We start from the raw sequence: 24,929 nt of genomic DNA, 5'->3' as shown, positions 1-24,929 counted from the left end.
ACTGAGGTTGTCGACGCCGACCGAAGCGTCGGTGACCAACGCCTCGGTCCGCAGCGGCACGATCTCGGACACCGCACCGACCAGCGTGGTCTTGCCGACGCCGAACCCCCCGGCCACGACGATCTTGGTCGACGTCACCCGGCCGGGTTGCGCGCTAGATTTTCCGAAGTCCACCGAGGACCCTTTCAATGAGTTCACGACGTTCGCTGTCGCTGGCGTCTTCTTTCAGGGTGGCCAGGATTCGCAACTGACCGGACTCGACCAGGTCCGCGACCAGCACCCGCGCGACACCGATCGGCACACCGACCCGGGCAGCGATCTCGGCCACGGACGGCGACTGTGCGCACAATGCCACGATCGTCGCGTCCACGTCCCCGAGTTCCCAGTTTCGGTTCGCGGTGTCCGGCAGGGCCTGGATCAGCGCCTCGAGCGCCAACTCGACCGCCGGCAGGGTACGCCCGGACGTCAGCGAGTACGGCCGGACCAGACTCGGTCCGGTGCCTGCTTGTTCGAAGTTCCTGTCGTCCATGGCCACGTCGTACTCAGGTCCCGGCGGCGGCTCGGGGCGCCGCCTGCACGGTGGTACCGACACGGTCCACCAGCAGCGCCATCGCGTAGCCGACCTGCCCGATGTCGCAGCCCGCCGAGGTCAGCGTCGCCAGGTGCGAGCCGTCGCCGACGCTCATCAGCAGCAGGTAGCCACGCTGCATCTCGACCACCGACTGGAGCACTCCGCCGCCCTCGAACAGCTGGGAGACGCCCGCCGACAGGCTCGCGAGCCCGGAGGTCACCGCCGCCAGCTGCTCGGCCCGGTCCACCGGCAGGTGGGCACTGGCCGCCATCAGCAGCCCGTCCGCGGACACCAGCACCGCGTGGGTGACGCCCGGTGTGTCGCGGGCGAAGTTCGAGACCAGCCAGTCGAGTGAGCTGCGACCCGCGGATCCCTGATCCAGGTTGCGCTCGGATCCCTGATCCATGTTCATTGTCTCCTTAGATGCTGTTGCGTTCCGACTGGCCGGCGGCGCGGCCCTCGCGGATGCCCTGTTGGTGCCTGCTGAGCTTCTCGCGGATCGCATCCGGGTCGCGCAGCCTCGGCGGCGTGTCGATCTGGTCAGCCCCCTCGACGCCGCCGGGAACCAGTCGCTGGCCGGGCTGACGTTGCGGCAGCCCCGAAGCGGTACGCGACTCGCCGCGTGGCCCGGCGGCCCGGTTGGCGGCGTCCCAGCCTACGTCCGCGGCGGACTTCCAGGCCGGGCCCACCTCGGCATCGGTGGGGTCGGTCAGCCAGTCCGAGACCATCCCCATGAAGATCGGTGTCGTCTCGGTCGAGAGCAGCCCCGCCGGCTCCTCCGTCCGCGGTCGGGCCGCGAAGAACGACGCCGTCTTCTCCGAGTTCAGGCGATAGCGGTGCCGCCTCGACACCCCCGGTTCGTCGGTGGGCGGTCCGGCCGCGGGCGCCGGCGCGACGACCGGTTCCGGCGCCGGGGCCGGGGCCGGCACGGGAGTTTGCACGGGGCTCTGCACGGGCGCCGGCGCGACCGTGTCGGGTCGCTGCGGCAACCCGGGAGTGGCGCCGGGGGTGCGCCGCGGGAGCGATGCGATCGGGGCCGGAGTGGGTCGCTCCGTGAACCCCGCCGCAGCGCCCGGGTTACGTTGCGGCAACGACGATCCCGCGACAGGCTGTGGCGGCTCGGGCACCGGGGCCGCGCCATCCTGCGACAGGGTGATCGGACCCGGACCCACGGTGACCGAGACCGGGGCGATGGGCTCGGGCATCTGCCGCATCGGCGCGGGAGCCCACTGCTGAGCGGCCGTCGCGTCGTGAGTCTCCAGCGCAGACTGCGGGCCGGTCATGGCCAGCGACAACGGCGAGACCATCACGGTGCGCGGAATGTGCACGCTCGTGGTGACGCCCTGGTTCCGGACGGTGTCGAAGGTCGGGCGCATCCGGACGGTCAGGCCGTGCTGCGTCGCGAGCTCGCTGACGACGAACAGGCCCATGTGGCGGGCCGTCTCGGCACTGACCTCGCCGCCCACGGTCAGCCGCTGGTTGATCGCGGCCATCTCGGCCGGCGGGATGCCGATGCCCATGTCGGAGATCTCGAGCAGCAGGCCGCCGTCGACGGCGCGGTCGAAGTTGAACGTCACCCTGGACTCGGGCGGGGACGCGCGCAGCGAGTTGTCCAGCAGTTCGGCCAGCAGGTGCACGATGTCCGTGGCGACGGCACCCGCGATCGCGCCCTGCGGCGTGTTGCCGACCTCCACCCGCTGGTAGTCCTCGACCTCGGACATCGCTGCGCGCAGCACGTCACCGACCTGGACGGGCTCGGAGTGGCCGCGGCGGGTACGGGTACCCGAGAGGATCAGCAGGTTGTCGCCGTTTCGACGCATACGGGCAGCGAGGTGGTCGAGCCGGAACAGGCTCTCGAGCCGCGTGGGATCCTTCTCCTCGAACTCGAGGTTCTCGATCAGGCCGAGCTGCTGGTCGACCAGCAACTTGCTTCGCCGGGCGAGCGTTTCGAACATGTCACCGATCTGCAGCCGCAACTGCGCCTGCTCGCCGGCGAGCTTGAGCGCCTGACCGTGCATGTCGTCGACAGCGCGGGCGAGCGTGCCGATCTCCTCGGTGGTGTGCACCGGGATCGGCTCGAAGTCGGTGACCGCGGAGCTGTCGCCGACCTTGATCCGCTCGATGGCGTCGGGCAGGTCGTGGTTGGCGACCTGCAGCGCGCTCTGCTGCAGCCGTCGGATCGGATGGACCAACGACTGTGCCACCAGCAGCCCGAGGACCACCGTGGCCAACAGTGCCGTGAGCACGAGGATGCCGTCGCGTAGCGCCGCGGTCCGTGCCGCCTCGGCACGCTGGTCAACGGTACTCACGATGTCCCTCGAGGACTCGTCGATCAGCGCACCGTAGACGTCGCGACTCTCGATGAGGGACTGACGAAGTTCGAGCAGCGGCAACGGGCCACCCGCAGCTTTTTCGATCGCGTCGACGCGGTAGGTGACGCCATCGCGGAGCAGGTCGATCTGGCTTTCCACCGTCGGGAACTGGCCGGCCAGAAGGTCGATCATCGCCAGTTCGGCGCCCGCCGCGGTCACCAGGTTCGTGAGCGGGGCATTCGGGTCCTTGAGAAGCGTGAGAGCACCGGTGACCTGGTCAGCAAGGCGCCGCTGTGCGGACCAGGAGCCGGTCAATCGGCTGTGAGCGGAGATGACATCTGGATCTTCGATCGGTGCCAGGATCTCGTCGATGATCCCAGCCAGCTGCGCGCGGACGTCTGCGGTTCGCTGCGGAAGGTCCGGAGCAGTCGTACGCGACTCGATCTCTTCCGTCAGTTGTTCGACCGTCGTCAGGGCCCGGTCGAGATCTGTGCTCACCGCCGGGCTGATCGCCGGGTTCCCGACCGCGGGGCGAGCGGCTGCCACGCCGTCCTTGACTGCCTGGATGTCCTGGGCCGTCATCGTCCCGGTGCCTACCGCCGCCGAGGCGGTGCCGAGTGCGGTACCGACCTCGACGATGGCCGGGATCTCGGCGACCTGTTCTGCAGCGGAACTGAAATTCGCCGCGGTGGTGATTTCGTTCTCCACCCGGAGACCGCCCAGCACCACGGCCGCGGTAACCGGCACGGCGAGCACCGCGGCGACCTTCCATCGCAGACCGATGTTCAACAGCCGGTTGGCCGGCCTCGGCTCGCTCCTAGTCATTCGAGCTCACTTTCTGATCATTTGAGCTCACTGCTCCAAGGCCTGACACGACTGCACACACGCCAACTCCCGGACTCCGACCCCCGTACCGTGACCGAATGAACGCGCCGTCAGCAAAATGCCCAGGCGGGCTCGGAGACTATCCTGGTAAGGCGGCTTTAGTACAGCGCTCAACGGCCGTCGTTCCGCGGCCCGGCACGACCATCGACTGTCGGATGAAGCTGTCGGTCGAATTTCGAGAACCCATCAGTTTCATTGACCCGGTTCTGACTCTTGCGCCCCATTCGCACCACTGGGCCGAGCACAGAACATGACATTCGTCACAGTTTCGTGACGAACGGGTCGGCGGGCGCGTCTGAGCGTCAGCTCCCGAGACTGGGCGCTCGAGGACCCGGCGGGCAGGGCGTCGACGGCATCCGGCCGATCCGCGACGAGATCCGCGCCCGGGTCCAGGCACTCGTCGCCGAACTCGTCCCGACCACCGCCTGACGACGACTGTCGGCCGACCGTTTCGGTCGACCGTTTCGGTCGACCGACATTCACTCGCCGACGGTCGACGTCAGCAGCAGGACGGACCGGCCGGTGCCGCCGACTCCTCGGACGCCGGATCGGTTGCCGATGCCGTGCCGCAGCAGACACCGCCCTCCTCGGCGGCCAGGAGATCGAGGTGCTGCGGGCTCGACCCGAAGGTCTCCGAATCGGCGAGCACCGTGTAGATCTCCCACTTCTCCCCGGCCGGACCGGTCACCCACACCTTGTCCTGGGTGGCGAAGCAACAGGTCGTGCCGATCTCCTCGTCGGTGAACAGACCCTCGCCGGTCAGACGTGCGATCTCCTCGTGCACCTTCGCGGACGACTCGACCTCGACGCCGAGGTGGTTGATCGTGCCGCCCTTGCCGGGGTTCTCGAGCAACACCAGCTTCAGCGGCGGTTCCGCGATCGCGAAGTTCGCATAGCCCGGCTTCAGCTTCGCCGGTTCGGTCCCGAACAGCTTCGAGTAGAACGCAACTGCCGCCTCCAGGTCGTCGACGTTGAGTGCGAGCTGGGCGCGTGACATGACAGCCTCCATGTATGTGACATATGTCGAATTAGGTACCTCCCCAGCATGCCACCTCTTCGACATAAGTCAATACATTGGCCTGGTCGCTGTTGGCCCCTAGCCGCTGTTCCGCAGCGCGGTCGCGAGCCCGTTCATCGTCAGCTGGATCCCGCGCCGCACCTGGTCGCTGTCGTCGCCGGCCCGGTACCGGCGCAGCAGCTCCACCTGCAGGTGGTTGAGCGGTTCGAGGTACGGGAACCGGTTGTGCACGGACCGTTTGACCGCCGGGTTGTCGGCCAGCAGGTCGTCACTGCCGGTGACGGCCATGCACATCTCCACCGTCCGTGCGTACTCGGTGGTGATCTTGCCGAACACCCGCTCGCGCAGTTCGGGGTCCGGCACCAGTTCCGAATACCGGGCGGCCAGACCCATGTCCGCCTTCGCCATCACCATCGCCATGTTCGAGAGCACGGTCCGGAAGAACGGCCACCGTTGGTACAGATCGGTGAGCCGGGCCAGCCGCTCCGGGTCCCCGTCCACCCAGTCCTCGAACGCCGCGCCGGTGCCGTACCAGCCGGGCAGCATCACCCGGGACTGACTCCAGGACAGCACCCACGGGATCGCCCGCAGGTCCTCGATGGACTCGGTGGGCTTGCGCGAGGCCGGACGGCTGCCGATGTTGAGCGCGCCGATCTCCGCGACCGGGGTCGACGTCGTGAAGTACTCGACGAACCCCGGCGTCTCGTGCACCAGGTCGCTGTAGGCCACCCGGGCCCGCTCCGCCAGCTCGTCGAGCAGCCGGTATGCGGGTTCGGCATCGTCGCCCAGCCCCTCGACGTCGAGCAGCGTCGATTCCAGGGTGGCGGCCAGCAGCGTCTCCAGGTTCCGGTGCGCCAGACGGGGTTCGGCGTACTTGGCGGCGATCACCTCGCCCTGCTCGGTGATCCGCAGCGAGCCCGCCACCGCGCCGGGCGGCTGCGCCAGGATCGCCTCGTAGCTGGGTCCGCCGCCGCGACCGACCGTGCCGCCCCGGCCGTGGAACAGTCGCAGCCGCAGCCCCTCGGCCCTGGCCGCCTCGACCAGGTCCAGCTCGGCGCGGTACAGCGCCCAGTTCGCGGCCAGGTATCCGCCGTCCTTGTTGGAGTCGGAGTAGCCGAGCATCACCTCCTGACGCCAGCCGCGGGCCTTCACCAGTTCCCGGTAGACGGGCACGTCCAGCGCGGCCGTCAGGGTCGCGGCGCCGCCGCGCAGGTCCTCGATCGTCTCGAACAGCGGCACGATGTCCACCGCGGCGGACGGCGCGGCGGTCGCGTCCCCCGGCACCACCAGGCCCACCTCCTTGAGCAGGACCGCCGCCTCCAGCAGGTCGCTCACCGAAGTGCACATGCTGATGACGTAGTTCGGCACCGCGCCCGGTCCGATGTCCCGGACCGCCTGCGCGCCGGCCGCCAGGATCGCGAGCTCCGAGGCGGCCAACTCCCCCAGCACCGCGTCGGGCCGCGTCAGCGGGCGCCGGCTCCGCAGTTCGCCGGAGAGCAGCGCCACCCGGTCCGGTTCCGCCAACCCCAGGTAGTCCGGGTGCGTGCCCGACCACGCCAGCAGCTCCGCCACCACCCTCTCGTGGACCTCCGAGTTCTGCCGCATGTCCAGTCCGGAGAGGTGAAAGCCGAACGCCTGCACCGACTCCCGCAGGAAGGCCAGCCGATCGTCGGCGAGCAGTGCGTCGCCGTGACCGCGCAGGGAGGCGTCCACCACGGCCAGGTCGGCGAGCAGTTCGGCGGGTGCCATGTACGGGGCGAGTCGCGGCTCGGGCAGCAGGGACGGCAGCGACGCGGCGTCGCCGCCGAGTATTCGGCGCGCCGTGGCGCTGGTCCGGCCGCGGATCCCGCGCACCGCCCGTCGGTACGGTTCGTCGAAGCGGAAGGCCGACTCGTCGCCGGACGCGCCCGCCAGGTCGGTCAGCTCCGACGACACCGTGACCAGCCGCTCGGACATCGACAGTTCCCGCTCCAGGGACTCGAGTTCGCGCAGGTGGCGGCCGAGCGCGGTGGCGGCCGCGCGGCGGGTGGCCCGGCGCACCACCTCGGCGGTCACGTACGGGTTGCCGTCGCGGTCCCCGCCGATCCAGGACCCGGTCCGCAGCATCGGCTCCGGCAGCAGGTCCGCGTCGGGCCACCGCGAGCGCAGCGCGGCCCGCAGTTCCGCGTTGATCCGCGGCACCGCCTCGAAGAGGGCGGCGTCGTAGTACCGCAGGCCCACCTCGATCTCGTCCTGAATCCGCAACCGGGACAACCGGATCAGCGCCGTCTGCCACAGCGTGAGGATCTGGCGACGCAGCGCACGCTCGACGTCGGCGCTCTCGGCGGCGTCGAGTTCGGTGCGTTCACGCAGCCGCATCAGCTCGGTGATCCGGCTCTGCGTCTCGAAGACGGTGCGCCGCCGGGTCTCGGTGGGGTGCGCGGTGATCACCGGCGCCACCAGCGCGCCGTCGAGTGCGCGCGCCACCACCGCCGAGTCGAGGTGCGCGGCGTCGAGCTTGCGGTAGGTCGCGGCCAGGCTGCTGTCCTGCGGCGGCTCGCCGGCCCTGACATGGATCGCGCGGCGTCGCTCCCGGTGCAGGTCCTCGGCCAGGTTCGCGAGCAACGCGAAGTGACTGAACGCCCGGATCACCGGGATCGCCGTGTCGACGCCGAGGTCCGCGAACAACGCGGCCAGCTCGGCCCGGTCGATCTCCGAACGACGGACGCGGAACGACCCGACTCGGGCGCGTTCGACCAGGTCGAACACCGCCTCTCCGGCCTGCTCCCGGACGACGTCGCCGAGCAGACCGCCGAGCAGCCGAATGTCCTCGCGGAGCGGTTCCGTCGCCTCGCGGGGCGGGTCGGGTGGCAGTTCCTGCGACGACGGCCGGGTCATCGCCTCAGTATCGGCGTCCGGCGCCGCCGGTGCAGCGTGAGCGGGGCCGGACGCCGACACCGGTGCGCGTCACTGCGGTCAGCTGAACTTGATCTCCAGGCCGATGCCGAGGATGGCGATGAGCCAGATGGCGGCCGTGAAGACCGTCATCCGGTCGAGGTTCTTCTCGACGACGCTGGAACCGGAGAGGCTGGACTGCACGCCACCACCGAAGAGGCTGGACAGGCCACCACCCTTGCCGCGGTGCAGCAGCACCAGGAGGATGAGCAGCAGGCTGGTGATCACCAGCAGGATGTCCAGGAACAGTTTCATTTCGGCTGTACTCTGCCCTTCGCATGACGGATATGGCCACAAGCTGTCCCAGCCTACAGTCTCGGCCCCACAATCAGGCACACATCGCCAACTGGCCGTGACGAGCACGATTTGTGCTCGCTGAGCGGGAGAAACCGAACATTCCCCGTGACAGTCCGTTGCCCCGGTGGCTACCTTCCCGTCCCGACAGGACTAGCCACATCACCGGAAGGCCCACTCAATGTCACGACACAGTTCAAGGATCGCCGGCGTGCTCATGGTCGCCAGTACCGCGCTGCTCACCGGCGTGGGCGGGGCCGGGCTGGCCCAGGCCGAGCCGGCCGTACCGCCGGCGCTGGCCTCGCTGTTCGACACGGGCTCTGCCGCGCTCGGCAGCTCCGAGGCCCCTGCCCCCGACGCACCGCGGCTCGCGAGCATCGACAACTTCCGGGACGTCGCCGGGACCGGCGCGGGCTACGCCACCGCCGACGGCGCGCACGTGAACAAGGGCGTCTTCTACCGGGCGAACGCGATCGTGCCGAACGAGGCGGACATGGCCACCCTCACCGCCCTGGACCTCTCCACCGTCTACGACCTGCGCACCGACGACGAGGTCGCGAGCAAGAAGGACATGCTCCCGGCCGACGTGACGTACAAGCGCATCCCGATCCTGTCCGGCAACATCAACGAGATGCTCGGCAAGATCAACGCGCCCGACGACGCCCGCAAGATGATGCAGGACATGAACGTGGCCTTCGTCAGCGGCGCGGTCGAGAAGGCAAAGTTCGCGGAACTGTTCACCGACCTGGCCAACACCGACGGCGGCGGCCAGGTGTTCCACTGCACCGCGGGCAAGGACCGCACCGGCTGGACGTCCGCCGTCCTGCTCACCCTGGCGGGCGTCGACCAGAAGACGATCATGGACGACTACCTGCTCACCAACGAGTACGCCAAGGACTCGATCGCCAAGAACACCGCGGGGCTCAAGGCCTCATTCGGCGACAAGTACGTCAACTTCATCCCGCTGGTGACCGTCGAGGAGAGCTTCCTGCAGGCCGGCCTGGACGAGATGACCGCGACCTACGGCACGATGGACAAGTACCTGACCGACGGCCTGGGCCTGAGCGCCGACACCATCGCGAAGCTGAAGGCCAAGCTGGTCGGCTGACAGGCGGCTCCGCCACTCGTGCGCGCTTTACGCCCCTGGGGACCGAAAGCGCGCACGAGTGCGCAGCGCCTAGCCCAGGTCTCGGGCGAGCGCCCGGCCCGCGGCCCGGCCGGAGAAGATGCAGCCGCCCAGGAAGGTGCCCTCGAGCGCGTTGTACCCGTGCACACCGCCGCCGCCGAACCCGGCGACCTCGCCGGCCGCGTACAGGCCGTCGAAGGTGCTGCCGTCCGGCCGGATCACCTGCGAGTCCAGGTTGGTCTCCAGACCACCGAGGGTCTTGCGGGTCAGCAGGTTCAGCCGCACCGCGATCATCGGCCCGTGCGCGGGGTCCTGCAGCTTGTGCGGCTTGGCCACCCGGATGACCTTGTCCGGGGTGTAGGCGCGCGCGTTCTTGATCGCCATCAGCTGCATGTCCTTGGAGTACGCGTTGTCCACCTCCCGGTCGCGCGCCACGACCTCCCGTTCGACCTGCTCGAAGTCCAGCGGCGGACCCGGGTTGATCGCATTCATGCCGTCGACCAGGTCGCGCAGGTTGTCGCGGACCACGAAGTCCTCGCCGTGCTGCTTGAACGCCTCGACCGGGCCGGTCGCGCCCTTCTTCACCCGGCCCAGCAACAGCTTGAGGTCCTTGCCGGTCATGTCGGGGTTCTGCTCCGAACCCGAGAGCGCGAACTCCTTCTCGATGATCGACTGGGTCAGGATGTACCAGGTGTGGTCGTGTCCGGTACCGACGATGTGCTTCAGGGTGGCGAGGGTGTCGAATCCCGGGAACAGCGGCACCGGGAGACGGTTGCCGGTCGCGTCCAGCCACAGCGACGACGGGCCCGGAATGATCCGGATGGCATGGTTCGGCCAGATCGGGTCCCAGTTGACGATGCCCTCGGTGTAGTGCCACATGCGGTCCCGGTTAACGATGTTGCCGCCCGCCTCCTCCGTGATGCCGAGCATCCGGCCGTCCACGTGGGCCGGCACCCCGGTGATCATGCGCTTCGGGACCGGGCCGAGCCGCTCCACCGGCCAGTTCTGCTTGACCAGTTCCTGGTTGCCGCCGATGCCGCCGGACGTCACGATCACCGCCTGCGCACGCAACTCGAACTCCCCCGCCGGGGTGCGGTTGGACTTGACCCCGCGCGGCTCGGTGGACGGCGCGAGGACGGTGCCCCGAACACCCACCGCGGCCCCGTCCTCGACGATCAGTTCGTCCACCTGGTGCCGGTACTTGAACGTGACCAGACCCCGTGCGGCGGCCGCGAGCACCGGCTCACGGAATACCCGAACCACCTCCGGCCCGGTACCCCAGGTGATGTGGAAGCGGGGCACCGAGTTGCCGTGCCCGGTGGCGAGCCCCGAGCCGCGCTCCGCCCAGCCGACGTTCGGCATCACCTTGAGGCCGAGATCGTGCAGGTAGGCGCGCTTCTCGCCGGCCGCGAACTGCACATAGGCCTGCGCCCACCGCCGGCCCCAGTGGTCCTCGCGCTCGCGGTCGAACCCGGCGCTGCCGAGCCAGTCCTGCAGCGCCAGCTCGTAGGAGTCCTTGATGCCCATCCGCCGCTGCTCCGGGCTGTCCACCATGAACAACCCGCCCAGCGACCAGAAGGCCTGGCCGCCGAGGTTGGCCTCGTTCTCCTGGTCGACCACCACGACGGATCGGCCGGCGCGGGTCAGTTCGTAGGTCGCCACCAGGCCGGCGAGCCCGCCCCCGACGACGATGACATCGACTGTCTCGGACATCTGCACCTCACTTGTTCTCGCTGGGACTGCTGTTCTCACTGAAATTGCGCAGCACACACACGAACAGTTCGGTGCGTGCACTGACGATCTGCGGGTCGCCCGGTTCCATCAGGACCTGGACGGACGTGCCGTCGTGGACGGCGACCAGCGCGCGGCCGAGCGCCTGCGGGTCGGTGATCCGACGCCCGGCCCGCGCCAGCGCGGAGTCGACGATCGGCAGGATCGTCGCCTGGATCGCGGCCTCCCGGGCGGCCATCACCGATTTCAGGGCGGGGTTCCGCAGGGCGTGGGCGGTGAACTCGGCCGTGATCCGGTACCAGCGGTCCTCGACCGGGATCGCGGCGAGGATGCGGGCGGCGCCCTGGTCGAGGTCGAACGGTTCGGCGTCAGCGGCCGCCTCGGCGGCGGCGACCGCGTCCCGGATCCCGTCGAGCATCGCCTGCGACCGTTGCCCCCACATCGCGAGGAACAGCTCGTCCAGCGAATCGAAGTTGGAGTAGAACGCGCCGCGCGTGAAACCCGCGCGCTCGCAGACCTGTTCGACGGTCGACCGGCCGAACCCCTCCTCCGCGAACACGTCGAGGGCGGCCGCGAGCAACCGCTCCCGTGTCTGCGCTCGACTCCTCGGCATGTTCGATACATTAATGTATCGAAAGCGCCGGTGGGGGAAATCCACAGCCCGCGCCCGCGCCACGTCGCCGCGACTACCGCCCGGCACGACTCGTCGGCGATAGGCTGCGTCTCGTGGCCGACAACTCGACGACGGTGAACCTGCGCCCCCTGGAACGGGCCGACCTGCCGTTCGTACATCTGCTGTTCAACGACTCACAGGTGATGCGCTACTGGTTCGAGGAACCGTACGAGTCGCTCGCGGAACTGACGCAGCTCTACGACCGGCACATCCACGACGAACGGGAACGACGCTTCGTGATCGAGGCCGACGACAACGCGGTCGGCCTCGTCGAACTGGTGGAGATCGACTACATCCACCGCAACTGCGAGTTCCAGATCATCGTGGCTCCGGGGAACCAGGGCAAGGGCTACGCCGGCATCGCGACCCGCAAGGTGCTCGCCCACGCGTTCGGCGTGCTCAACCTGCACAAGGTGCACCTCCTCGTCGACACCGAGAACCACGCGGCCGTGCACATCTACCAGAAGGTCGGCTTCACCGTCGAAGGCGTGCTGCGCGAGGAGTTCTTCGCCGCGGGCAGGTACCGCGACGCCACCCGGATGGCCATCTTCCAGCGCGACTTCCTCGCACGGTAGGCCCGAACGACCCGGCGATCAGCGCGGGGTGAGCACCACGATCGGGATCGGACGGGTGGTGTGCCGCTGGTACCCGCTGTACCGGTCGCTGTTGTTGGCGTCGGCGGCGGCGAACAGTCGCGCGTAGTCCGGATCATCGGGTCCGAGCAACCCGGCGGTGACCGGTATCCTCGTCGTGCCCACCCGAATCGACGCATCCGGGTGGGCCCTCAGGTTGAAGTACCACCCCGGCGACTGCGGCGCACCACCCTTGGACGCCACGACGACGTAGTCCTCGCCGTCGCGCACGTAGGTGAGGCTGCTGACGCGCGGCTGCCCGGTCTTCGCGCCGACGGTGTCGAGCAGCAGGCACGGGACGCCGAGGATCCGGTGCCCGATCCGTCCGCCCGTGCGTTCGTAGACCCACTGATGCACCTGCAGAACCCGCACCCCGATCTTCTGGACGATCGGATTCTCTTCGACCTTCACCGTGCCCACCTCCGGATCGTGTGCGGTCCAGCGTAGTCACGTCGCGGGGCCCGGCCCGAGACTTCGCTCGCCGCCCGCGTCAGTGTCGTCGCACGGTGACCCGATGACCGAAGGCGTCGCACTTCGGATCCATCTGGATGTGCCAGCGGAACACAGTGCATCGGGATCGACATGACTGCGCCCCGAAAACGCCAGTGGGCGCGCAGTCCGAAGACCACGCGCCCACCGGCGTTCGTTCTGCGACCGTCAGATCACGGCAGCGGACCGCCCGCCGCGATTGCCGACAGCGTCGCGAACTCGTCGGCCTTGAGCGAGGCACCGCCGACCAGTCCACCGTCGATGTCGGGCTGCGCGACCAGTTCGCCGACGTTCTTGGCGTTGACCGAGCCGCCGTAGAGCACTCGGACACCCGCGGCGACCTCCGCCGAGGCGAGCGCGACCAGCTCGTCGCGGACCGCCTTGCACACCTCCTGCGCGTCCGCCGCCGAGGCGACGCGACCGGTACCGATGGCCCACACCGGCTCGTACGCGACGACGATCTTCGAAATCTCGTCCGCGGACAGGCCGGCGAGCGAGCCCCGCAGCTGCGCGACGTTGTAGGCCACGTGCTCGCCCGCCTCGCGGATGTCGAGGCCCTCGCCGATGCAGACGATCGGGGTGAGCCCGTTCTTCAGCGCCGCCTTCGTCTTGGCCAGGACCGTCTCGTCCGTCTCCCCGTGCAGGGTGCGACGCTCCGAGTGGCCGACCACCACGAAGGTGCAGCCGAGCTTGGCCAGCATCGAACCGCTGATCTCACCGGTGTACGCGCCGGAATCCTGCGCGGAGACGTCCTGTGCACCGTAGGTGAGCAGGAGCTTGTCGCCCTCGACCAGCGTCTGCACGCTGCGGATGTCGGTGAACGGCGGGATCACCGTCACGTCGACCTTCTCGAAGTACTTCTCCGGCAGCGAGAACGCGATCTTCTGCACCAGGGCGATGGCCTCGAGGTGGTTGAGGTTCATCTTCCAGTTGCCGGCGATGAGTGGCTTGCGTGCCATCCCTCAGACCTCCAGGGCTTCGATGCCGGGAAGGGACTTGCCCTCCAGGTACTCCAGGGAGGCACCGCCACCGGTGGAGATGTGCGAGAAGCCGTCCTCGGGCAGGCCGAGCTGACGCACGGCCGCGGCCGAGTCGCCGCCGCCGACGACGCTGAACGCGCCCTTGCCGGTGGCCTCGACGATCGCCTCGGCGACACCCTTGGTGCCGGCCGAGAACTTCTCGAACTCGAACACGCCCATCGGACCGTTCCAGAACACCGTCTTCGCGCCCGAGAGGATCGCCGCGAAGCGCTCCGTCGAGCCGGGTCCGATGTCCAGGCCCATCCAGCCGTCCGGGATGTCGAGGGCCGAGACGACCCTCGACTCCGCATCCGGCGAGAACGAGTCGGCGATGACCACGTCGAGCGGGATGTGCAGCACGTCTGCGAACCGCTCGAGCAGGTCCTTGCAGGTGCCGACCATCGACTCCTCGCACAGCGAGTTGCCGACCTTGACGCCCTGCGCGGCCAGGAAGGTGTAGAACATGCCGCCACCGATGACGAGGGTGTCCACCTTGGGGGCGAGCGCCTCGATCACGGCGAGCTTGTCCGAGACCTTCGAGCCACCGAGGACCACCGCGTACGGACGCTCCGAGTCGGCGGTCAGCTTCTCGAGCACCTCGACCTCGGCCGCGACCAGGTTGCCGGCGTAGTGCGGCAGCAGCGCTGCCACGTCGTACACCGACGCCTGCTTGCGGTGCACGACACCGAAGCCGTCGGAGACGAACGCGCCGTCCCCGTCCACCAGCTCGACGAGCGCCTTCGCGAGCGAGGCCCGCTCCGCGTCGTCCTTGCTGGTCTCACGGGGGTCGAAGCGGATGTTCTCCAGCAGGAGGACGTCCCCGTCGGTGAGGCCCTCCGAACGCGCGAGCGCGTCCTGACCGACCACGTCACCGGCGAGCTGGACGTTGCGGCCCAGCACCTCGCCCAGCTTCGCGGCGACCGGTGCCAGCGAGAGCGCCGGGTCCGGCTCGCCCTTCGGGCGACCGAGGTGCGCCATCACGATGACCTTCGCGCCGGCCTCGGCGAGCGCGCCGATGGTCGGCGCGGAGGCGACGATGCGGCCCGCGTCGGTGATCGTGCCGTTGTCCAGCGGGACGTTCAGGTCCGAGCGCACCAGCACGGTGCGCCCCGCGACGCCTGCGTCCAGCAGGTCCTTCAGCGTCTTGACAGCCACGTGTATCAGAGGGACTTCGCGACGAGACCGATGAGGTCCGCCAGGCGGTTGGAGTAGCCCCACTCGTTGTCGTACCAGGAGACAATCTTGACCTGGTCGTCGATCACCTTGGTCAGGCCCGAGTCGAAGATCGACGAGTGCGGGTCGGTGACGATGTCCGAGGAGACGATCGGCGCGTCGGTGTACTTGAGGATGCCCTTGAGGGGACCCTCGGCGGCGGCCTTCATCGCGGCGTTGATCTCTTCGGCGGTGGCCGGCTTGCGCAGGTTCGCGGTGAGGTCGGTGACCGAGCCGGTCGGGATCGGCACGCGCAGGGCGTAGCCGTCCAGCTTGCCGAGCAGCTGCGGGAGCACCAGGCCGATGGCCTTGGCCGCACCGGTGCCGGTCGGGACGATGTTCAGGGCCGCGGCACGCGCGCGACGCAGGTCGCTGTGCGGGGCATCCTGCAGGTTCTGATCCTGGGTGTAGGCGTGGATCGTGGTCATCAGACCCTTGACGATGCCGAACTCGTCGTCGAGCACCTTGGCGATCGGGCCGAGGCAGTTGGTGGTGCACGAGGCGTTGGAGATGATGTTCTGGCTGCCGTCGTACTGGTCGTCGTTGACGCCCATGACCACGGTCAGGTCCTCACCCTTGGCGGGCGCGGAGATGATGACCTTCTTGGCGCCGGCCTCGAGGTGGCCCTTGGCCTTCGCGGCGTCGGTGAAGATGCCGGTGGACTCGACGACGACGTCGACGCCCAGCTCGCCCCAGGGCAGTTCGTTCAGGGGGCCGCGGTGCGCGAGCGCCTTGATCCGCTGCTCGCCGACGACGATCGTGTCGTCGCCGTCCAGGGAGACGTCGTACGGCAAGCGACCCAGGATCGAGTCGTACTTGAGCAGGTGAGCCAGAGTCGCGTTGTCGGTCAGGTCGTTGACCGCCACGATCTCGATGTCAGTGGTGCCGAGCGCCTTCTGCGCATCGACGGCCCTGAAGAAGTTACGTCCGATACGACCGAAGCCGTTAACGCCTACCCGGACAGTCACAATTCGCTCCTTTGACCAATTTCTCGTGTTCTCGATCAGATGTATGCCACACACTAGTGCGCCGACCGTGGGAGGCAGGAATCTGCTCCCACTGGTTGGCGCGAGACCGCTACGCCGCAGCCCGCCACTGTGCTAGGTGTCGGTGCTGCCGCTGCGCTACGCCTCGGTACCGATGCTCGGCTGCCGCTCCGCTACGCCTCGGTACCGATGCTCGGCTGCCGCTCCGCTACGCCTCGTCCAGCAGGTCGGACGTGACCACCGACTCCGTGTCCGGGATACCGGTCTCGCGGGCCTTGCGGTCCGCCATCGACAGCAGCCGCCGGATCCGGCCCGCCACCGCGTCCTTCGTCATCGGCGGGTCGGCCAGCTGGCCGAGTTCCTCCAGTGACGCCTGCCGGTGCTCGACCCGCAGGCTGCCCGCGGCCGCGAGGTGGTCCGGCACGTCCTCACCGAGGATGTCCAGCGCCCGCTCCACCCGGGCGGCCGCGGCCACCGCGGCCCGCGCCGAGCGCCGCAGGTTCGCGTCGTCGAAGTTCGCCAGCCGGTTCGCGGTCGCCCGCACCTCCCGGCGCATCCGGCGCTCCTCCCAGGTCAACCGCGTGTCCTGGGCGCCCATCAGGGTCAGCAGCGCGCCGATGGCCTCGCCGTCCCGCACCACCACCCGGTCCGCGCCCCGCACCTCACGGGCCTTCGCCGCCACCCCGAGTCGACGAGCCGCGCCCACCAGGGCCAGCGCCGCCTCCGGCCCGGGGCAGCTCACCTCGAGCGACGAGGAGCGACCCGGCTCCGTCAGGGAACCGTGCGCCAGGAAGGCCCCGCGCCACGCCGCCTCCGAGTCGGCGAGGCTGCCGCCGACCACCTGGGCCGGCAGTCCGCGCACCGGACGCCCGCGCAGGTCCAGCAGCCCGGTCTGGCGCGCCAGCGCCTCGCCCTCCTTTGCCACCCGGACGATGTACCGGGAGGTCTTGCGGAGCCCGCCGGCGCCGAGCACGTGAACGTCTGCCCCGTAGCCGTACAGCTCGAAGATCTCCCGGCGCAGCCGCCGCGCGGTGTTGCCCAGGTCCACCTCCGCCTCGACGACGACCCGGCCGGCCACGATGTGCAGCCCGCCCGCGAATCGGAGCAGCGACGAGACCTCTGCCTTGCGGGCCGAGACCTGGGTCACAGCGAGCCTGCTCAGCTCGTCCTTGACCTCCGCTGTCATTGCCACGAAGTGGACTCCCTTCCGGGGGTTGAGTGAAATGCGGAGCGCTCGCCGGCTCCGACCGCCCGCAGGCTGTCGAGCGCGGCGGCGAGCTTGCCCGCGTGATGGGTGGCGGTGCCGGGCTCGGCGACGTCCGCGTAGGTCACCGCGGCGCCGAGGCGTCGGGCGGCGCGGCACAGGTGCTCGCGTTCGCTGCCATCCGGCACCGAACTCGAGTCGACGATCACGTCGTCGACGGTGAGTTCCGGCGCGTGCTGGGAGAGCACGTGCAGGTGACGCTCAGCGGAGAAGCCGGCGGTCTCGCCGGGCTCGGCCGCCAGGTTCAGGATCAACGCCTTGCGGGCGCGGGACTGGATCAACGCCTGCAACTGCTCCGGCACCAGGACGTGCGGGATCACGCTGGAGAACCAGGACCCGGGCCCGAGCAGCACCAGGTCGGACCGCTCGATGGCGTCCAGGGCGTCCGGGCACGCCGGCGGGTCGGACGGCAGCAGCCGGACCCGTCGGACCTTGCCCGGCGTGGTGGCCACCGCGACCTGGCCGCGGATGCACCGGCTCACCCGCGGGTCCGACTCGAGTCCGCCGACATCGGCCTCGATCGCGAGCGGGATCGGCGACATCGGCAGTACCCGACCCTGGATCCGCAACACCCGCGACATCTCGTCCAGCGCGGACACGGTGTCTCCCAGCACCTCCGTGAGGCCCGCGAGGATCAGGTTGCCGACCGAGTGACCGGCCAGCGCGCCGGTGCCGCCGAACCGGTGCTGGAGCGTCTCCGTCCAGGTTCGCACGTCGGGTTCGTCGGCGGCGAGGGCCGCCAGCGCCATCCGAAGGTCACCGGGCGGGATCACCCCGAGCTCCGACCGCAGCCGGCCGGAGGACCCGCCGTCGTCGGCGACGGTGACCACGGCGGTCACGTCGGTGCTGAGCCGTCGCGCGGCGCGCAGGGTGGCGAACAACCCGTGCCCGCCGCCGAGGGCGGTGACCACGGGGCCCGGCACGATCGCCTCGCCCGTCATTCGCGCCCCAGGTCCCGGTGCACCACGGAGACGGTGACAGAACTGTCCCGCCCGAGCCGCGCCGCCAGTGCCTCGGTCATTGCGACGCTCCGGTGCTTCCCACCGGTGCATCCCACCGCAATCGTCATGTACCGCTTGCCTTCCCGACGGTATCCGTTGGTTGTCAACTCCACCACGTGCCGATAGGTCTCGAGGTAGTCCTCGGCGCTGTCCTGGCCGAGGACGAAGTCCCGGACCGCGGCGTCTCGGCCGGTGTGCTCGCGAAGTTCGGGGACCCAGTGCGGGTTCGGCAGGAACCGGACGTCGCACACCAGGTCGGCATCCATCGGCAGGCCGTACTTGAAGCCGAAGGACTGCACCGTCACCGCGATGGTGTCGACGTCGCCGCCACCGAAGGCGGCCTCGATCTTCTGCCGCAACTCCTGGGCCAGCAGCTGCGAGGTGTCGATCACCAGGTCCGCGACCGCCTTCACCGGCTCGAGCTGGGACCGCTCGGCCGCGATGCCCTCCATCAGCGTGCCGTCGATGCTCTCGGCCTGCAGCGGGTGGCTGCGGCGAACCTGCCCGAATCGTCTCACCAGCACCGGATCCGCGGCGTCGAGGTACAGCACCCGGGTCCGTGTGGTCTTCGGCGCGACCTCGCCGATCACCGAGACCAGGTCACCGGTGAACAGCCGGCTGCGCACGTCGATCACGACGGCGAGCTTCCGGATCCTCGACGCCGGCTCGAGCCCCAGATCGACCATCCTGGAGAGCAATTCGGGCGGCAGGTTGTCCGCCACGTACCAGCCGAGGTCCTCGAACACCTTGGCCGCTGTGCTCCGGCCCGCGCCCGAGAGCCCGGTGACGAGCGCCACCTCGATGCCCGGGTCGACGTCGTCGGTCTGAATGTCCACTCGATGCCCCCCTCACTCCCTCGACGTGTCGAGCGCCGCTCCCGACTGCGTGCCCGGCCCATCATCCCCCACCGGGCCGCTGACGACCGATGCTTCGACCCTGGACAGTACTTCCGTGTCCGCCGCCCGATTCGTCGCGGTGTCCGGTTCGGGCTCCGCGCCGAGCGCCGCCAGCACGGCCCGGGCGGTGGTGACCCCGATGCCCGGCACCGCCGTGATCTCGTCCACGGTGGCCTGTTTCAGCTTTGCCACCGAACCGAAGTGGGTGACCAGTGCGGTGCGCCGGGTCTCGCCGAGCCCGCGAACCGAGTCCAGCGCCGACGCGGTCATCCGGCGGGAACGCTTGCTCCGGTGGAAGGTGATGGCGAACCGGTGCGCCTCGTCCCGGACCCGCTGCAGCAGGTACAGCGCCTCGCTGGTGCGCGGCAGGATCACCGGATCCTCCTCCCCCGGCACCCACACCTCCTCGAGTCGCTTGGCCAGCCCCACGACCGCGACGTCGGTGACGCCCAACTCGTCGAGCACCGCTGCCGCCGCCGCGACCTGCGGCGCGCCGCCGTCGACCACGAACAGGTTCGGCGGGTATGCGAACCGGCGGGGCCGGCCGGTCTGCGGATCGAGCGCGGCCTCCGGCGCGGTGTCCCCGCCGTTGTCGCTGTCGCCCCCTGGCGCGGGCACCGGGCCCGACTCGGCCCGGCCGGCGTCGAGACCGTGCCGCAGGAACCGCCGCCGGGTGACCTCCGCGATGCTCGCGACGTCGTCCGAGTGCCCGTCCCCCGCGGCCTCCCGGATCGAGTAGTGCCGGTAGTCGGACTTGCGCGGCAGGCCGTCCTCGAACACCACCAGCGACGCCACCACGTCGGTGCCCTGGACGTGGCTGATGTCGATGCACTCGATGCGCAGCGGCGCCTGGTCCAGGTCCAGCGCGTCCTGGATGCCCTGCAACGCCGCCGACCGCGACGTGAGGTCGCCGGCCCGGCGCAGCTTGTGCTGGCCCAGGGCCTCCTTCGCGTTGCGCTCGACGGTCTCCGCGAGCGCCTTCTTGTCGCCGCGCTGCGGCACCCGCAACGCGACCGCGGACCCGCGCAGCCCGCTCAGCCACTCCTGCAGCTGCCCGGAGTTGCCGGGCAACACCGGCACCAGCACCTCCCGCGGGACCACGGTGGCCTTGTCCGCCTGCAGCTCCGGGGCGTCGGTGAGGGCGGCCTGCTCGCCGTAGAACTGGGTGAGGAACTGCTCGACGAGTTCCTCGGTGCCGCTGTCCCCCGTCCGTTCCACCACCCAGCCGCGCTGACCGCGGACCCGGCCGCCGCGCACGTGGAAGACCTGCACGGCCGCCTCGAGCTCGTCCGCCGCGAACGCCACCACGTCGGCGTCGGTGCCGTCGCCGAGCACCACCGCCTGCTTCTCCAGCGCCTTGCGCAGCGCTCCGAGGTTGTCGCGGAGCCGGGCGGCGGACTCGAAGTCCAGCTCGTCCGAGGCCTCCTGCATCCGGCGTTCGAGCTCCCGGACGAGCTTGTCGGTGCGGCCGGCGAGGAAGTCGCAGAAGTCCTCGACGATCTCGCGGTGCTCGACCGCCGAGACCCGCCCGACGCACGGCGCCGAGCACTTGTCGATGTAGCCGAGCAGGCACGGCCGGCCGATCTGGTTGTGCCGCTTGAACACCCCCGTCGAGCAGGTCCGCGCGGGGAAGACCCGCAGCAGCAGGTCCAGCGTCTCGCGGATCGCCCAGGCGTGCGAGTACGGGCCGAAGTAGCGCACGCCCTTGCGGCGCGGGCCGCGGTAGACGAACAGCCGCGGGAACTCCTCGTTCAGCGTGACCGCGAGCACCGGGTAGGTCTTGTCGTCCCGGTAGCGGACGTTGAAGCGGGGATCGAACTCCTTGATCCAGTTGTACTCGAGCTGCAGCGCCTCGACCTCGGTGGTCACCACCGTCCACTCGACGCTGGCGGCGGTGGTGACCATCTGCCGGGTTCGTGGGTGCAGCGACGCGACATCCGCGAAGTACGAGTTCAGCCGGCTCCGCAGGCTCTTCGCCTTGCCGACGTAGACGACCCGGCCGTGCGGATCGCGGAATTTGTACACGCCGGGCGCCACCGGGATGGTTCCCGTGGCGGGGCGGTAGCTGGCGGGATCTGACACCCCACCAGGCTAGTCGTCCGCCCCGACAGGCCACGGCGTCACTCCCGGCGGACGCTGTCTACGCTCGCGGAAGACCCTGCCCAGGCTCCCGACAGAGCCCCTCTACGCTCCCGGAGAACCCTGATTCGTCTGCACCGGCGCGTATTTCGCCTCGAGGGCCCGGAACCGGCGGACCGCGTCGACCGCGTGCTCCCGGTCGTTCGCCTGGATCGCCAGCACGGGGATGTACTCGTCGTCGGGCAGGTCGATGCGTGCCCACGCCGCCCCGTCGGGGAACGAGAGCCCCTGCACCAGGTCCCACTCCACGAAGCGCTCGGTGATCGCGTTGCGCACCCCGACGCCCTCCGCGTTGACCCGCAGCCGCGGCCGCGTCAGGATCAGCGTTCCACCGGCCAGGGCCACACCGATCCCGGCCATCGACAACTGGTCGACGAAGCGGAAGTACACGCCGGTCTGCGAGCCGCGCAGCAGCACCGCGAGCACCACGAACACCAGCACGAAGACCGCCGCGATGCCGACCGCGAAACGGGCGGTCTTCTTGGACCGGACCTCCATCTCCCAGGCACTCATCGGAAGGAATCCTCCGTCCAAGGCTGTCGCAGGTGCTTGAGCGTGACCGCGGTGTCGATCGCGGCGGCACACGCCTGCCCGCCCTTGTCCTCGACCGATCCGGGCAGTCCCGAGCGGTCCCGGGCCTGCTGCTCGTTGTCGGTGGTGAGCACGCCGTTCGCGACCGGGGTGCTCTCGTCGAGCGAGACGCGGGTCAGCCCGGCGGTGACGGCGTCGCACACGTACTCGAAGTGCGGGGTGCCGCCGCGGATGACGACGCCGAGCGCGACGACCGCGTCGTGGGTGCGGGCCAGGGCCTGCGCGACGACCGGCAGCTCGATGGCGCCGGCCACCCGGATCAACGTGACGTCCTCGATCTGCGCCTGCTTGGCCACCCGCTTGGCGCCCGCGATCAGCGCCTCGGAGATCTCGGTGTGCCACGAGCCGGCCACGATGGCGAGCTTGAGGTCCTTGGCCGCGCCCAGCTGCAGGGACGGAAGTCCTTCACCGCTCACCGTGCTCCTCCGGTCTCGAAGTCGTCCAGTCCGACCAGGTCGTGGCCCATCCGGTCCCGCTTGGTGCGCAGGTAGGTCAGGTTCTCGGCGTTCGCGCGCAGCGGCATCGGCACCCGCTCGGTGATCTGCAGGCCGTAGCCGTCCAGGCCCACCCGCTTGGCCGGGTTGTTGGTCAGCAGCCGCATCGAGGTGATGCCGAGGTCGACGAGGATCTGCGCGCCGATGCCGTAGTCGCGGGCGTCGGCGGGCAGGCCCAGCTCGAGGTTCGCGTCCACCGTGTCGGAGCCGGCGTCCTGCAGCTGGTAGGCCTGCAGCTTGTGCATCAGGCCGATGCCGCGGCCCTCGTGGCCGCGCATGTAGAGCACCACGCCGCGCCCCTCCTGGGCCACCATGTCGAGCGCGGCGTCCAGCTGCGGGCCGCAGTCGCAGCGCAGTGAGCCGAAGACGTCACCGGTCAGGCACTCGGAGTGCACCCGCACCAGCACGTCGCTGCCGTCGCCGTCCGGGCCCGCCAGGTCGCCGCGGACCAGGGCGACGTGCTCGACCTCGTCGTAGATGCTCTGGTAGCCGACGGCCCGGAAGTCGCCGTGGGCGGTGGGGATCCGCGCCTCGGCGATCCGCACCACGTGCTTCTCGTGCTTGCGACGCCAGGAGATCAGGTCGGCGATCGAGATCATCGCCAGGTTGTGGTCGTCCGCGAACACCCGCAGCTCGTCGGTCTGGGCCATGTGGCCCTCGTCCTTCTGGCTGACGATCTCGCAGATCACGCCGGCCGGACGCAGGTCCGCCATCCGGGCCAGGTCGACGGCCGCCTCGGTGTGGCCGGGACGGCGCAGCACGCCGCCCTCCTTGGCGCGCAGCGGCACCACGTGGCCGGGGCGGGTGAAGTCGTGGGCGCCGCTCGACGGGTCCGCCAGCAACCGCATGGTCGCGGCGCGGTCGGACGCCGAGATGCCGGTGCCGATGCCTTCCTTGGCGTCGACCGTCACCGTGTAGGCGGTGCCGTGCTTGTCCTGGTTGCTCGAGACCATCGGCGGCAGGCCGAGCCGGTCGCAGTCGTCCCCGTCCAGGGGCACACAGAGATAACCGGAGGTGTACCGCACCATGAACGCCACGAGCTCGGGCGTCGCCTTCTCCGCGGCGAAGATGAGGTCGCCCTCGTTTTCGCGGTCCTCGTCGTCGACGACGACGACGGCCTTGCCTGCGGCGATATCGGCTACTGCGCGCTCGATACTGTCGAACCTGGTCACGTGCCTGCGCTCCATCAATGTCATGAATAGCCCTGTGTGCACCCGTCGATGCACCTCAACAGTACGACCCCCGGGTGTGGCGGCCGTAATTCGACCTGCCTAGCGGCCGGCGGTCTGCAACCGCTCGACGTACTTGGCGATCACGTCCACCTCGAGGTTCACCGGGGTGCCGACCACCGCGGCGCCGAGGGTGGTCATCTCCAGGGTGGTGGGGATCAGCGAGATCTCGAAGTACTCGCCGTCCGCGTCCGCGCCGAGCGAGGAGACGGTCAGCGACACGCCGTCGACGGTGATCGAGCCCTTCTCCACCACGTACCGGGAGATCGAGGCGGGCAGCGAGATGCGCACCACCTCCCAGTTCTCGGAGGGCGCCCGGTTGACCACGGTGCCGGTGGCGTCGACGTGGCCCTGCACCAGGTGCCCGCCGAGCCGGCTGTTCAGCGCGGCCGCGCGCTCGAGGTTGACCTTGCTGCCGACGGACAGCGCGCCGAGGCTGGAGCGGTCCAGCGTCTCGGCCATCACGTCGGCGGTGAACGAGTCACCGTCCAGGATGTCGACCACGGTCAGGCAGACGCCGTTGACCGCGATCGAGTCGCCGTGGCCGGCGTCGGAGGTCACCAGCGCGCCGCGCACGGTGAAGCGCGCCGCGTCGGCCAGGTCCTCCTTCGCGACGACCTCACCCAGTTCTTCGACGATCCCGGTGAACACTTCAGTCCGCTCCTTGCGTGTGGTTCTTCTCTGATGACGACGGAAAATTCGGGGTCAGGCTGAGCAGCAGGTCGTCGCCGACGGTCTCGACCGACTCCCGGTGGAACCGCAGGGCCTGCCCGATGGTGCCGACCCCAGCATCCTCCACCGCGCTCGCGCCCGCACCGAGCAGTACCGGTGAGAGGAACGCGAGGACCCGGTCGACGAGCCCGGCGGCGAGGAACGCCCCGGCCAGGTGCGGTCCGCCCTCGAGCAGGACGTCGGGCCGGTCGGCCAGCGCGTCCAGCACCTCACGCGGGTCCCGGGTCCGCAGCACCAGGGTGGGCGCGGCGTCGTCGAGCACCTTCGCGCCGGCCGGGATCGGCCGCTGCCCGACGACCACCCGCAGCGGCTGGTGCGCGGCGAGGGTGCCGTCGGGGTTGCGGGCGGTCAGCCACGGGTCGTCGGCCAGGACCGTGCCGGTGCCGACCACGATGGCGTCGAGCTTGGCGCGCTGCACGTGCACCCGGGCCCGCGCCTGCGGTCCGGTGATCCACTGGCTGGTGCCGTCGGCGGCGGCGCTGCGGCCGTCCAGGCTGGCGGCGAACTTCCAGGTGACGTGGGCGCGGCCGGTGCGCTGGCGGTGCAGCCAGGCCCGCAACGGTCCGGATTCGACGTCGTCGGCGCCGAATCCGGCGATGACCTCGACGCCCGCCGCGCGCAGCGTGTCGGCTCCCCCAGCAGCCTGCGGGTTGGGGTCCGCCGCCGCGAACAGCACCCGGGTGACGCCCGCCGCGAGCAGC

Annotated in this window: 23 protein-coding genes and 2 pseudogenes; 3 read left to right on the top strand and 22 right to left on the bottom strand. The window is 69.9% G+C overall.

Annotation, left to right across the window (positions count from 1 at the left end):
- The 4 genes and pseudogenes from RT2_RS24550 to RT2_RS24535 all read right to left on the bottom strand — a co-directional run.
- Positions 1 to 138: pseudogene (locus RT2_RS24550) on the bottom strand (ATP-binding protein); the annotation flags it as partial.
- Positions 139 to 154: 16 nt separating this feature from the next.
- Positions 155 to 529, bottom strand: coding sequence for a DUF742 domain-containing protein (locus RT2_RS24545; RefSeq protein ID WP_072847421.1), 375 nt, complete (start codon positions 527 to 529; stop codon positions 155 to 157).
- Between the two features lie 13 nt (positions 530 to 542).
- The gene (locus RT2_RS24540; RefSeq protein WP_072847425.1) at positions 543 to 977 is read right to left on the bottom strand and encodes a roadblock/LC7 domain-containing protein; all 435 of its coding nucleotides are present in this window, start codon (positions 975 to 977) and stop codon (positions 543 to 545) included.
- A 13-nt stretch (positions 978 to 990) separates the two neighbouring features.
- On the bottom strand, positions 991 to 3,708 hold the full coding sequence (locus RT2_RS24535) for an ATP-binding protein (RefSeq protein WP_072847420.1): 2,718 nt from the start codon (positions 3,706 to 3,708) through the stop codon (positions 991 to 993).
- A gap of 364 nt (positions 3,709 to 4,072) precedes the next feature.
- On the opposite strand from RT2_RS24535, the pseudogene RT2_RS24530 reads away from it, so the two are divergent.
- Positions 4,073 to 4,197, top strand: a pseudogene (locus tag RT2_RS24530) (heat-shock protein HtpX); the annotation flags it as partial.
- A 70-nt stretch (positions 4,198 to 4,267) separates the two neighbouring features.
- On the opposite strand, the gene RT2_RS24525 reads toward RT2_RS24530, so the two are convergent.
- The 3 genes from RT2_RS24525 to secG all read right to left on the bottom strand — a co-directional run bounded on the left by RT2_RS24525 (position 4,268) and on the right by secG (position 7,975).
- Positions 4,268 to 4,765 carry an ArsI/CadI family heavy metal resistance metalloenzyme gene (locus tag RT2_RS24525; protein WP_072847419.1) on the bottom strand — a complete coding sequence of 166 codons (498 nt, stop codon included), beginning with the start codon at positions 4,763 to 4,765 and terminating at the stop codon, positions 4,268 to 4,270.
- A 99-nt stretch (positions 4,766 to 4,864) separates the two neighbouring features.
- Positions 4,865 to 7,663, bottom strand: a complete 2,799-nt coding sequence (gene ppc, locus RT2_RS24520) for a phosphoenolpyruvate carboxylase (protein WP_072847418.1) — start codon at positions 7,661 to 7,663, stop codon at positions 4,865 to 4,867.
- Between the two features lie 78 nt (positions 7,664 to 7,741).
- Positions 7,742 to 7,975, bottom strand: a complete 234-nt coding sequence (secG, locus tag RT2_RS24515) for a preprotein translocase subunit SecG (RefSeq protein ID WP_072847417.1) — start codon at positions 7,973 to 7,975, stop codon at positions 7,742 to 7,744.
- A gap of 256 nt (positions 7,976 to 8,231) precedes the next feature.
- On the opposite strand from secG, the gene RT2_RS24510 reads away from it, so the two are divergent.
- Positions 8,232 to 9,122 carry a tyrosine-protein phosphatase gene (locus RT2_RS24510; protein WP_245709181.1) on the top strand — a complete coding sequence of 297 codons (891 nt, stop codon included), beginning with the start codon at positions 8,232 to 8,234 and terminating at the stop codon, positions 9,120 to 9,122.
- Between the two features lie 69 nt (positions 9,123 to 9,191).
- On the opposite strand, the gene RT2_RS24505 is transcribed toward RT2_RS24510, so the two are convergent.
- Both RT2_RS24505 and RT2_RS24500 read right to left on the bottom strand, forming a co-directional pair.
- Entirely contained in the window at positions 9,192 to 10,853 is a 1,662-nt protein-coding gene (locus tag RT2_RS24505) for an FAD-binding dehydrogenase (protein WP_072847424.1), read from the bottom strand.
- A 7-nt stretch (positions 10,854 to 10,860) separates the two neighbouring features.
- Positions 10,861 to 11,484 carry a TetR/AcrR family transcriptional regulator gene (locus RT2_RS24500; RefSeq protein ID WP_072847415.1) on the bottom strand — a complete coding sequence of 208 codons (624 nt, stop codon included), beginning with the start codon at positions 11,482 to 11,484 and terminating at the stop codon, positions 10,861 to 10,863.
- A gap of 113 nt (positions 11,485 to 11,597) precedes the next feature.
- Here RT2_RS24500 and speG point away from each other — a divergent pair, with 113 nt between their 5' ends.
- Positions 11,598 to 12,119: a spermidine N1-acetyltransferase gene (speG, locus tag RT2_RS24495; protein ID WP_072847414.1), complete on the top strand. Its 522-nt coding sequence runs from the start codon at positions 11,598 to 11,600 to the stop codon at positions 12,117 to 12,119.
- 18 nt (positions 12,120 to 12,137) lie between these two features.
- On the opposite strand, the gene RT2_RS24490 is transcribed toward speG, so the two are convergent.
- From RT2_RS24490 to ribD, 13 genes are all read right to left on the bottom strand, one after another.
- Positions 12,138 to 12,587, bottom strand: a complete 450-nt coding sequence (locus RT2_RS24490) for a nitroreductase family deazaflavin-dependent oxidoreductase (protein WP_072847423.1) — start codon at positions 12,585 to 12,587, stop codon at positions 12,138 to 12,140.
- A gap of 251 nt (positions 12,588 to 12,838) precedes the next feature.
- Positions 12,839 to 13,624 (bottom strand): triose-phosphate isomerase, encoded by a 786-nt coding sequence (tpiA, locus tag RT2_RS24485; RefSeq protein WP_072847413.1) that lies wholly within the window; start codon positions 13,622 to 13,624, stop codon positions 12,839 to 12,841.
- A 3-nt stretch (positions 13,625 to 13,627) separates the two neighbouring features.
- Positions 13,628 to 14,839 carry a phosphoglycerate kinase gene (locus tag RT2_RS24480; RefSeq protein WP_072847412.1) on the bottom strand — a complete coding sequence of 404 codons (1,212 nt, stop codon included), beginning with the start codon at positions 14,837 to 14,839 and terminating at the stop codon, positions 13,628 to 13,630.
- Between the two features lie 5 nt (positions 14,840 to 14,844).
- Positions 14,845 to 15,864, bottom strand: a complete 1,020-nt coding sequence (gene gap / locus RT2_RS24475; RefSeq protein WP_072847411.1) for a type I glyceraldehyde-3-phosphate dehydrogenase — start codon at positions 15,862 to 15,864, stop codon at positions 14,845 to 14,847.
- Positions 15,865 to 16,090: 226 nt separating this feature from the next.
- Positions 16,091 to 17,074 (bottom strand): DNA-binding protein WhiA, encoded by a 984-nt coding sequence (gene whiA / locus RT2_RS24470; protein ID WP_072847410.1) that lies wholly within the window; start codon positions 17,072 to 17,074, stop codon positions 16,091 to 16,093.
- Positions 17,065 to 18,087: a gluconeogenesis factor YvcK family protein gene (locus RT2_RS24465; RefSeq protein WP_072847409.1), complete on the bottom strand. Its 1,023-nt coding sequence runs from the start codon at positions 18,085 to 18,087 to the stop codon at positions 17,065 to 17,067. The genes whiA and RT2_RS24465 overlap by 10 nt, the downstream gene beginning before the upstream one ends.
- A complete protein-coding gene (gene rapZ, locus RT2_RS24460; protein ID WP_072847408.1) occupies positions 18,084 to 18,983 on the bottom strand; it encodes an RNase adapter RapZ in 900 nt (299 codons plus the stop codon). The genes RT2_RS24465 and rapZ overlap by 4 nt, the downstream gene beginning before the upstream one ends.
- Positions 18,984 to 18,995: 12 nt before the next feature.
- Positions 18,996 to 21,125: an excinuclease ABC subunit UvrC gene (gene uvrC, locus RT2_RS24455; protein WP_072847407.1), complete on the bottom strand. Its 2,130-nt coding sequence runs from the start codon at positions 21,123 to 21,125 to the stop codon at positions 18,996 to 18,998.
- 102 nt (positions 21,126 to 21,227) lie between these two features.
- Positions 21,228 to 21,695: a PH domain-containing protein gene (locus RT2_RS24450; RefSeq protein WP_072847406.1), complete on the bottom strand. Its 468-nt coding sequence runs from the start codon at positions 21,693 to 21,695 to the stop codon at positions 21,228 to 21,230.
- A complete protein-coding gene (gene ribH / locus RT2_RS24445; protein WP_072847405.1) occupies positions 21,692 to 22,189 on the bottom strand; it encodes a 6,7-dimethyl-8-ribityllumazine synthase in 498 nt (165 codons plus the stop codon). The genes RT2_RS24450 and ribH overlap by 4 nt, the downstream gene beginning before the upstream one ends.
- On the bottom strand, positions 22,186 to 23,439 hold the full coding sequence (locus RT2_RS24440; protein WP_072847422.1) for a bifunctional 3,4-dihydroxy-2-butanone-4-phosphate synthase/GTP cyclohydrolase II: 1,254 nt from the start codon (positions 23,437 to 23,439) through the stop codon (positions 22,186 to 22,188). The genes ribH and RT2_RS24440 overlap by 4 nt, the downstream gene beginning before the upstream one ends.
- 99 nt (positions 23,440 to 23,538) lie before the next feature.
- Complete coding sequence (locus RT2_RS24435; RefSeq protein WP_072847404.1) at positions 23,539 to 24,147, bottom strand: riboflavin synthase; 609 nt, start codon at positions 24,145 to 24,147, stop codon at positions 23,539 to 23,541.
- A gap of 1 nt (position 24,148) precedes the next feature.
- Positions 24,149 to 24,929: bifunctional diaminohydroxyphosphoribosylaminopyrimidine deaminase/5-amino-6-(5-phosphoribosylamino)uracil reductase RibD (ribD, locus tag RT2_RS24430; RefSeq protein ID WP_072847403.1), on the bottom strand; the 781-nt coding region annotated here is incomplete at its 5' end.

The organism is Rhodococcus tukisamuensis NBRC 100609 (assembly GCF_001894985.1).
GTDB lineage: Bacteria > Actinomycetota > Actinomycetes > Mycobacteriales > Mycobacteriaceae > Rhodococcus_G > Rhodococcus_G tukisamuensis.
The sequence above is the reverse complement of the archived record's forward strand: the minus strand, read 5'-3'. Positions and strand labels throughout refer to the sequence as shown.

Excerpts from the sequence above, each read along its gene's own strand:
- secG (WP_072847417.1), bottom strand. The coding sequence starts at position 7,975 with ATGAAACTGTTCCTGGACATCCTGCTGGTGATCACCAGCCTGCTGCTC.
- ppc (WP_072847418.1), bottom strand. The coding sequence starts at position 7,663 with ATGACCCGGCCGTCGTCGCAGGAACTGCCACCCGACCCGCCCCGCGAG.
- RT2_RS24525 (WP_072847419.1), bottom strand. The coding sequence starts at position 4,765 with ATGTCACGCGCCCAGCTCGCACTCAACGTCGACGACCTGGAGGCGGCA.
- tpiA (WP_072847413.1), bottom strand. The coding sequence starts at position 13,624 with ATGGCACGCAAGCCACTCATCGCCGGCAACTGGAAGATGAACCTCAAC.
- RT2_RS24505 (WP_072847424.1), bottom strand. The coding sequence starts at position 10,853 with ATGTCCGAGACAGTCGATGTCATCGTCGTCGGGGGCGGGCTCGCCGGC.
- RT2_RS24545 (WP_072847421.1), bottom strand. The coding sequence starts at position 529 with ATGGACGACAGGAACTTCGAACAAGCAGGCACCGGACCGAGTCTGGTC.
- RT2_RS24535 (WP_072847420.1), bottom strand. The coding sequence starts at position 3,708 with ATGACTAGGAGCGAGCCGAGGCCGGCCAACCGGCTGTTGAACATCGGT.
- RT2_RS24450 (WP_072847406.1), bottom strand. The coding sequence starts at position 21,695 with ATGAGTGCCTGGGAGATGGAGGTCCGGTCCAAGAAGACCGCCCGTTTC.
- RT2_RS24465 (WP_072847409.1), bottom strand. The coding sequence starts at position 18,087 with ATGACGGGCGAGGCGATCGTGCCGGGCCCCGTGGTCACCGCCCTCGGC.
- RT2_RS24510 (WP_245709181.1), top strand. The coding sequence starts at position 8,232 with ATGGTCGCCAGTACCGCGCTGCTCACCGGCGTGGGCGGGGCCGGGCTG.
- RT2_RS24540 (WP_072847425.1), bottom strand. The coding sequence starts at position 977 with ATGGATCAGGGATCCGAGCGCAACCTGGATCAGGGATCCGCGGGTCGC.
- RT2_RS24500 (WP_072847415.1), bottom strand. The coding sequence starts at position 11,484 with ATGCCGAGGAGTCGAGCGCAGACACGGGAGCGGTTGCTCGCGGCCGCC.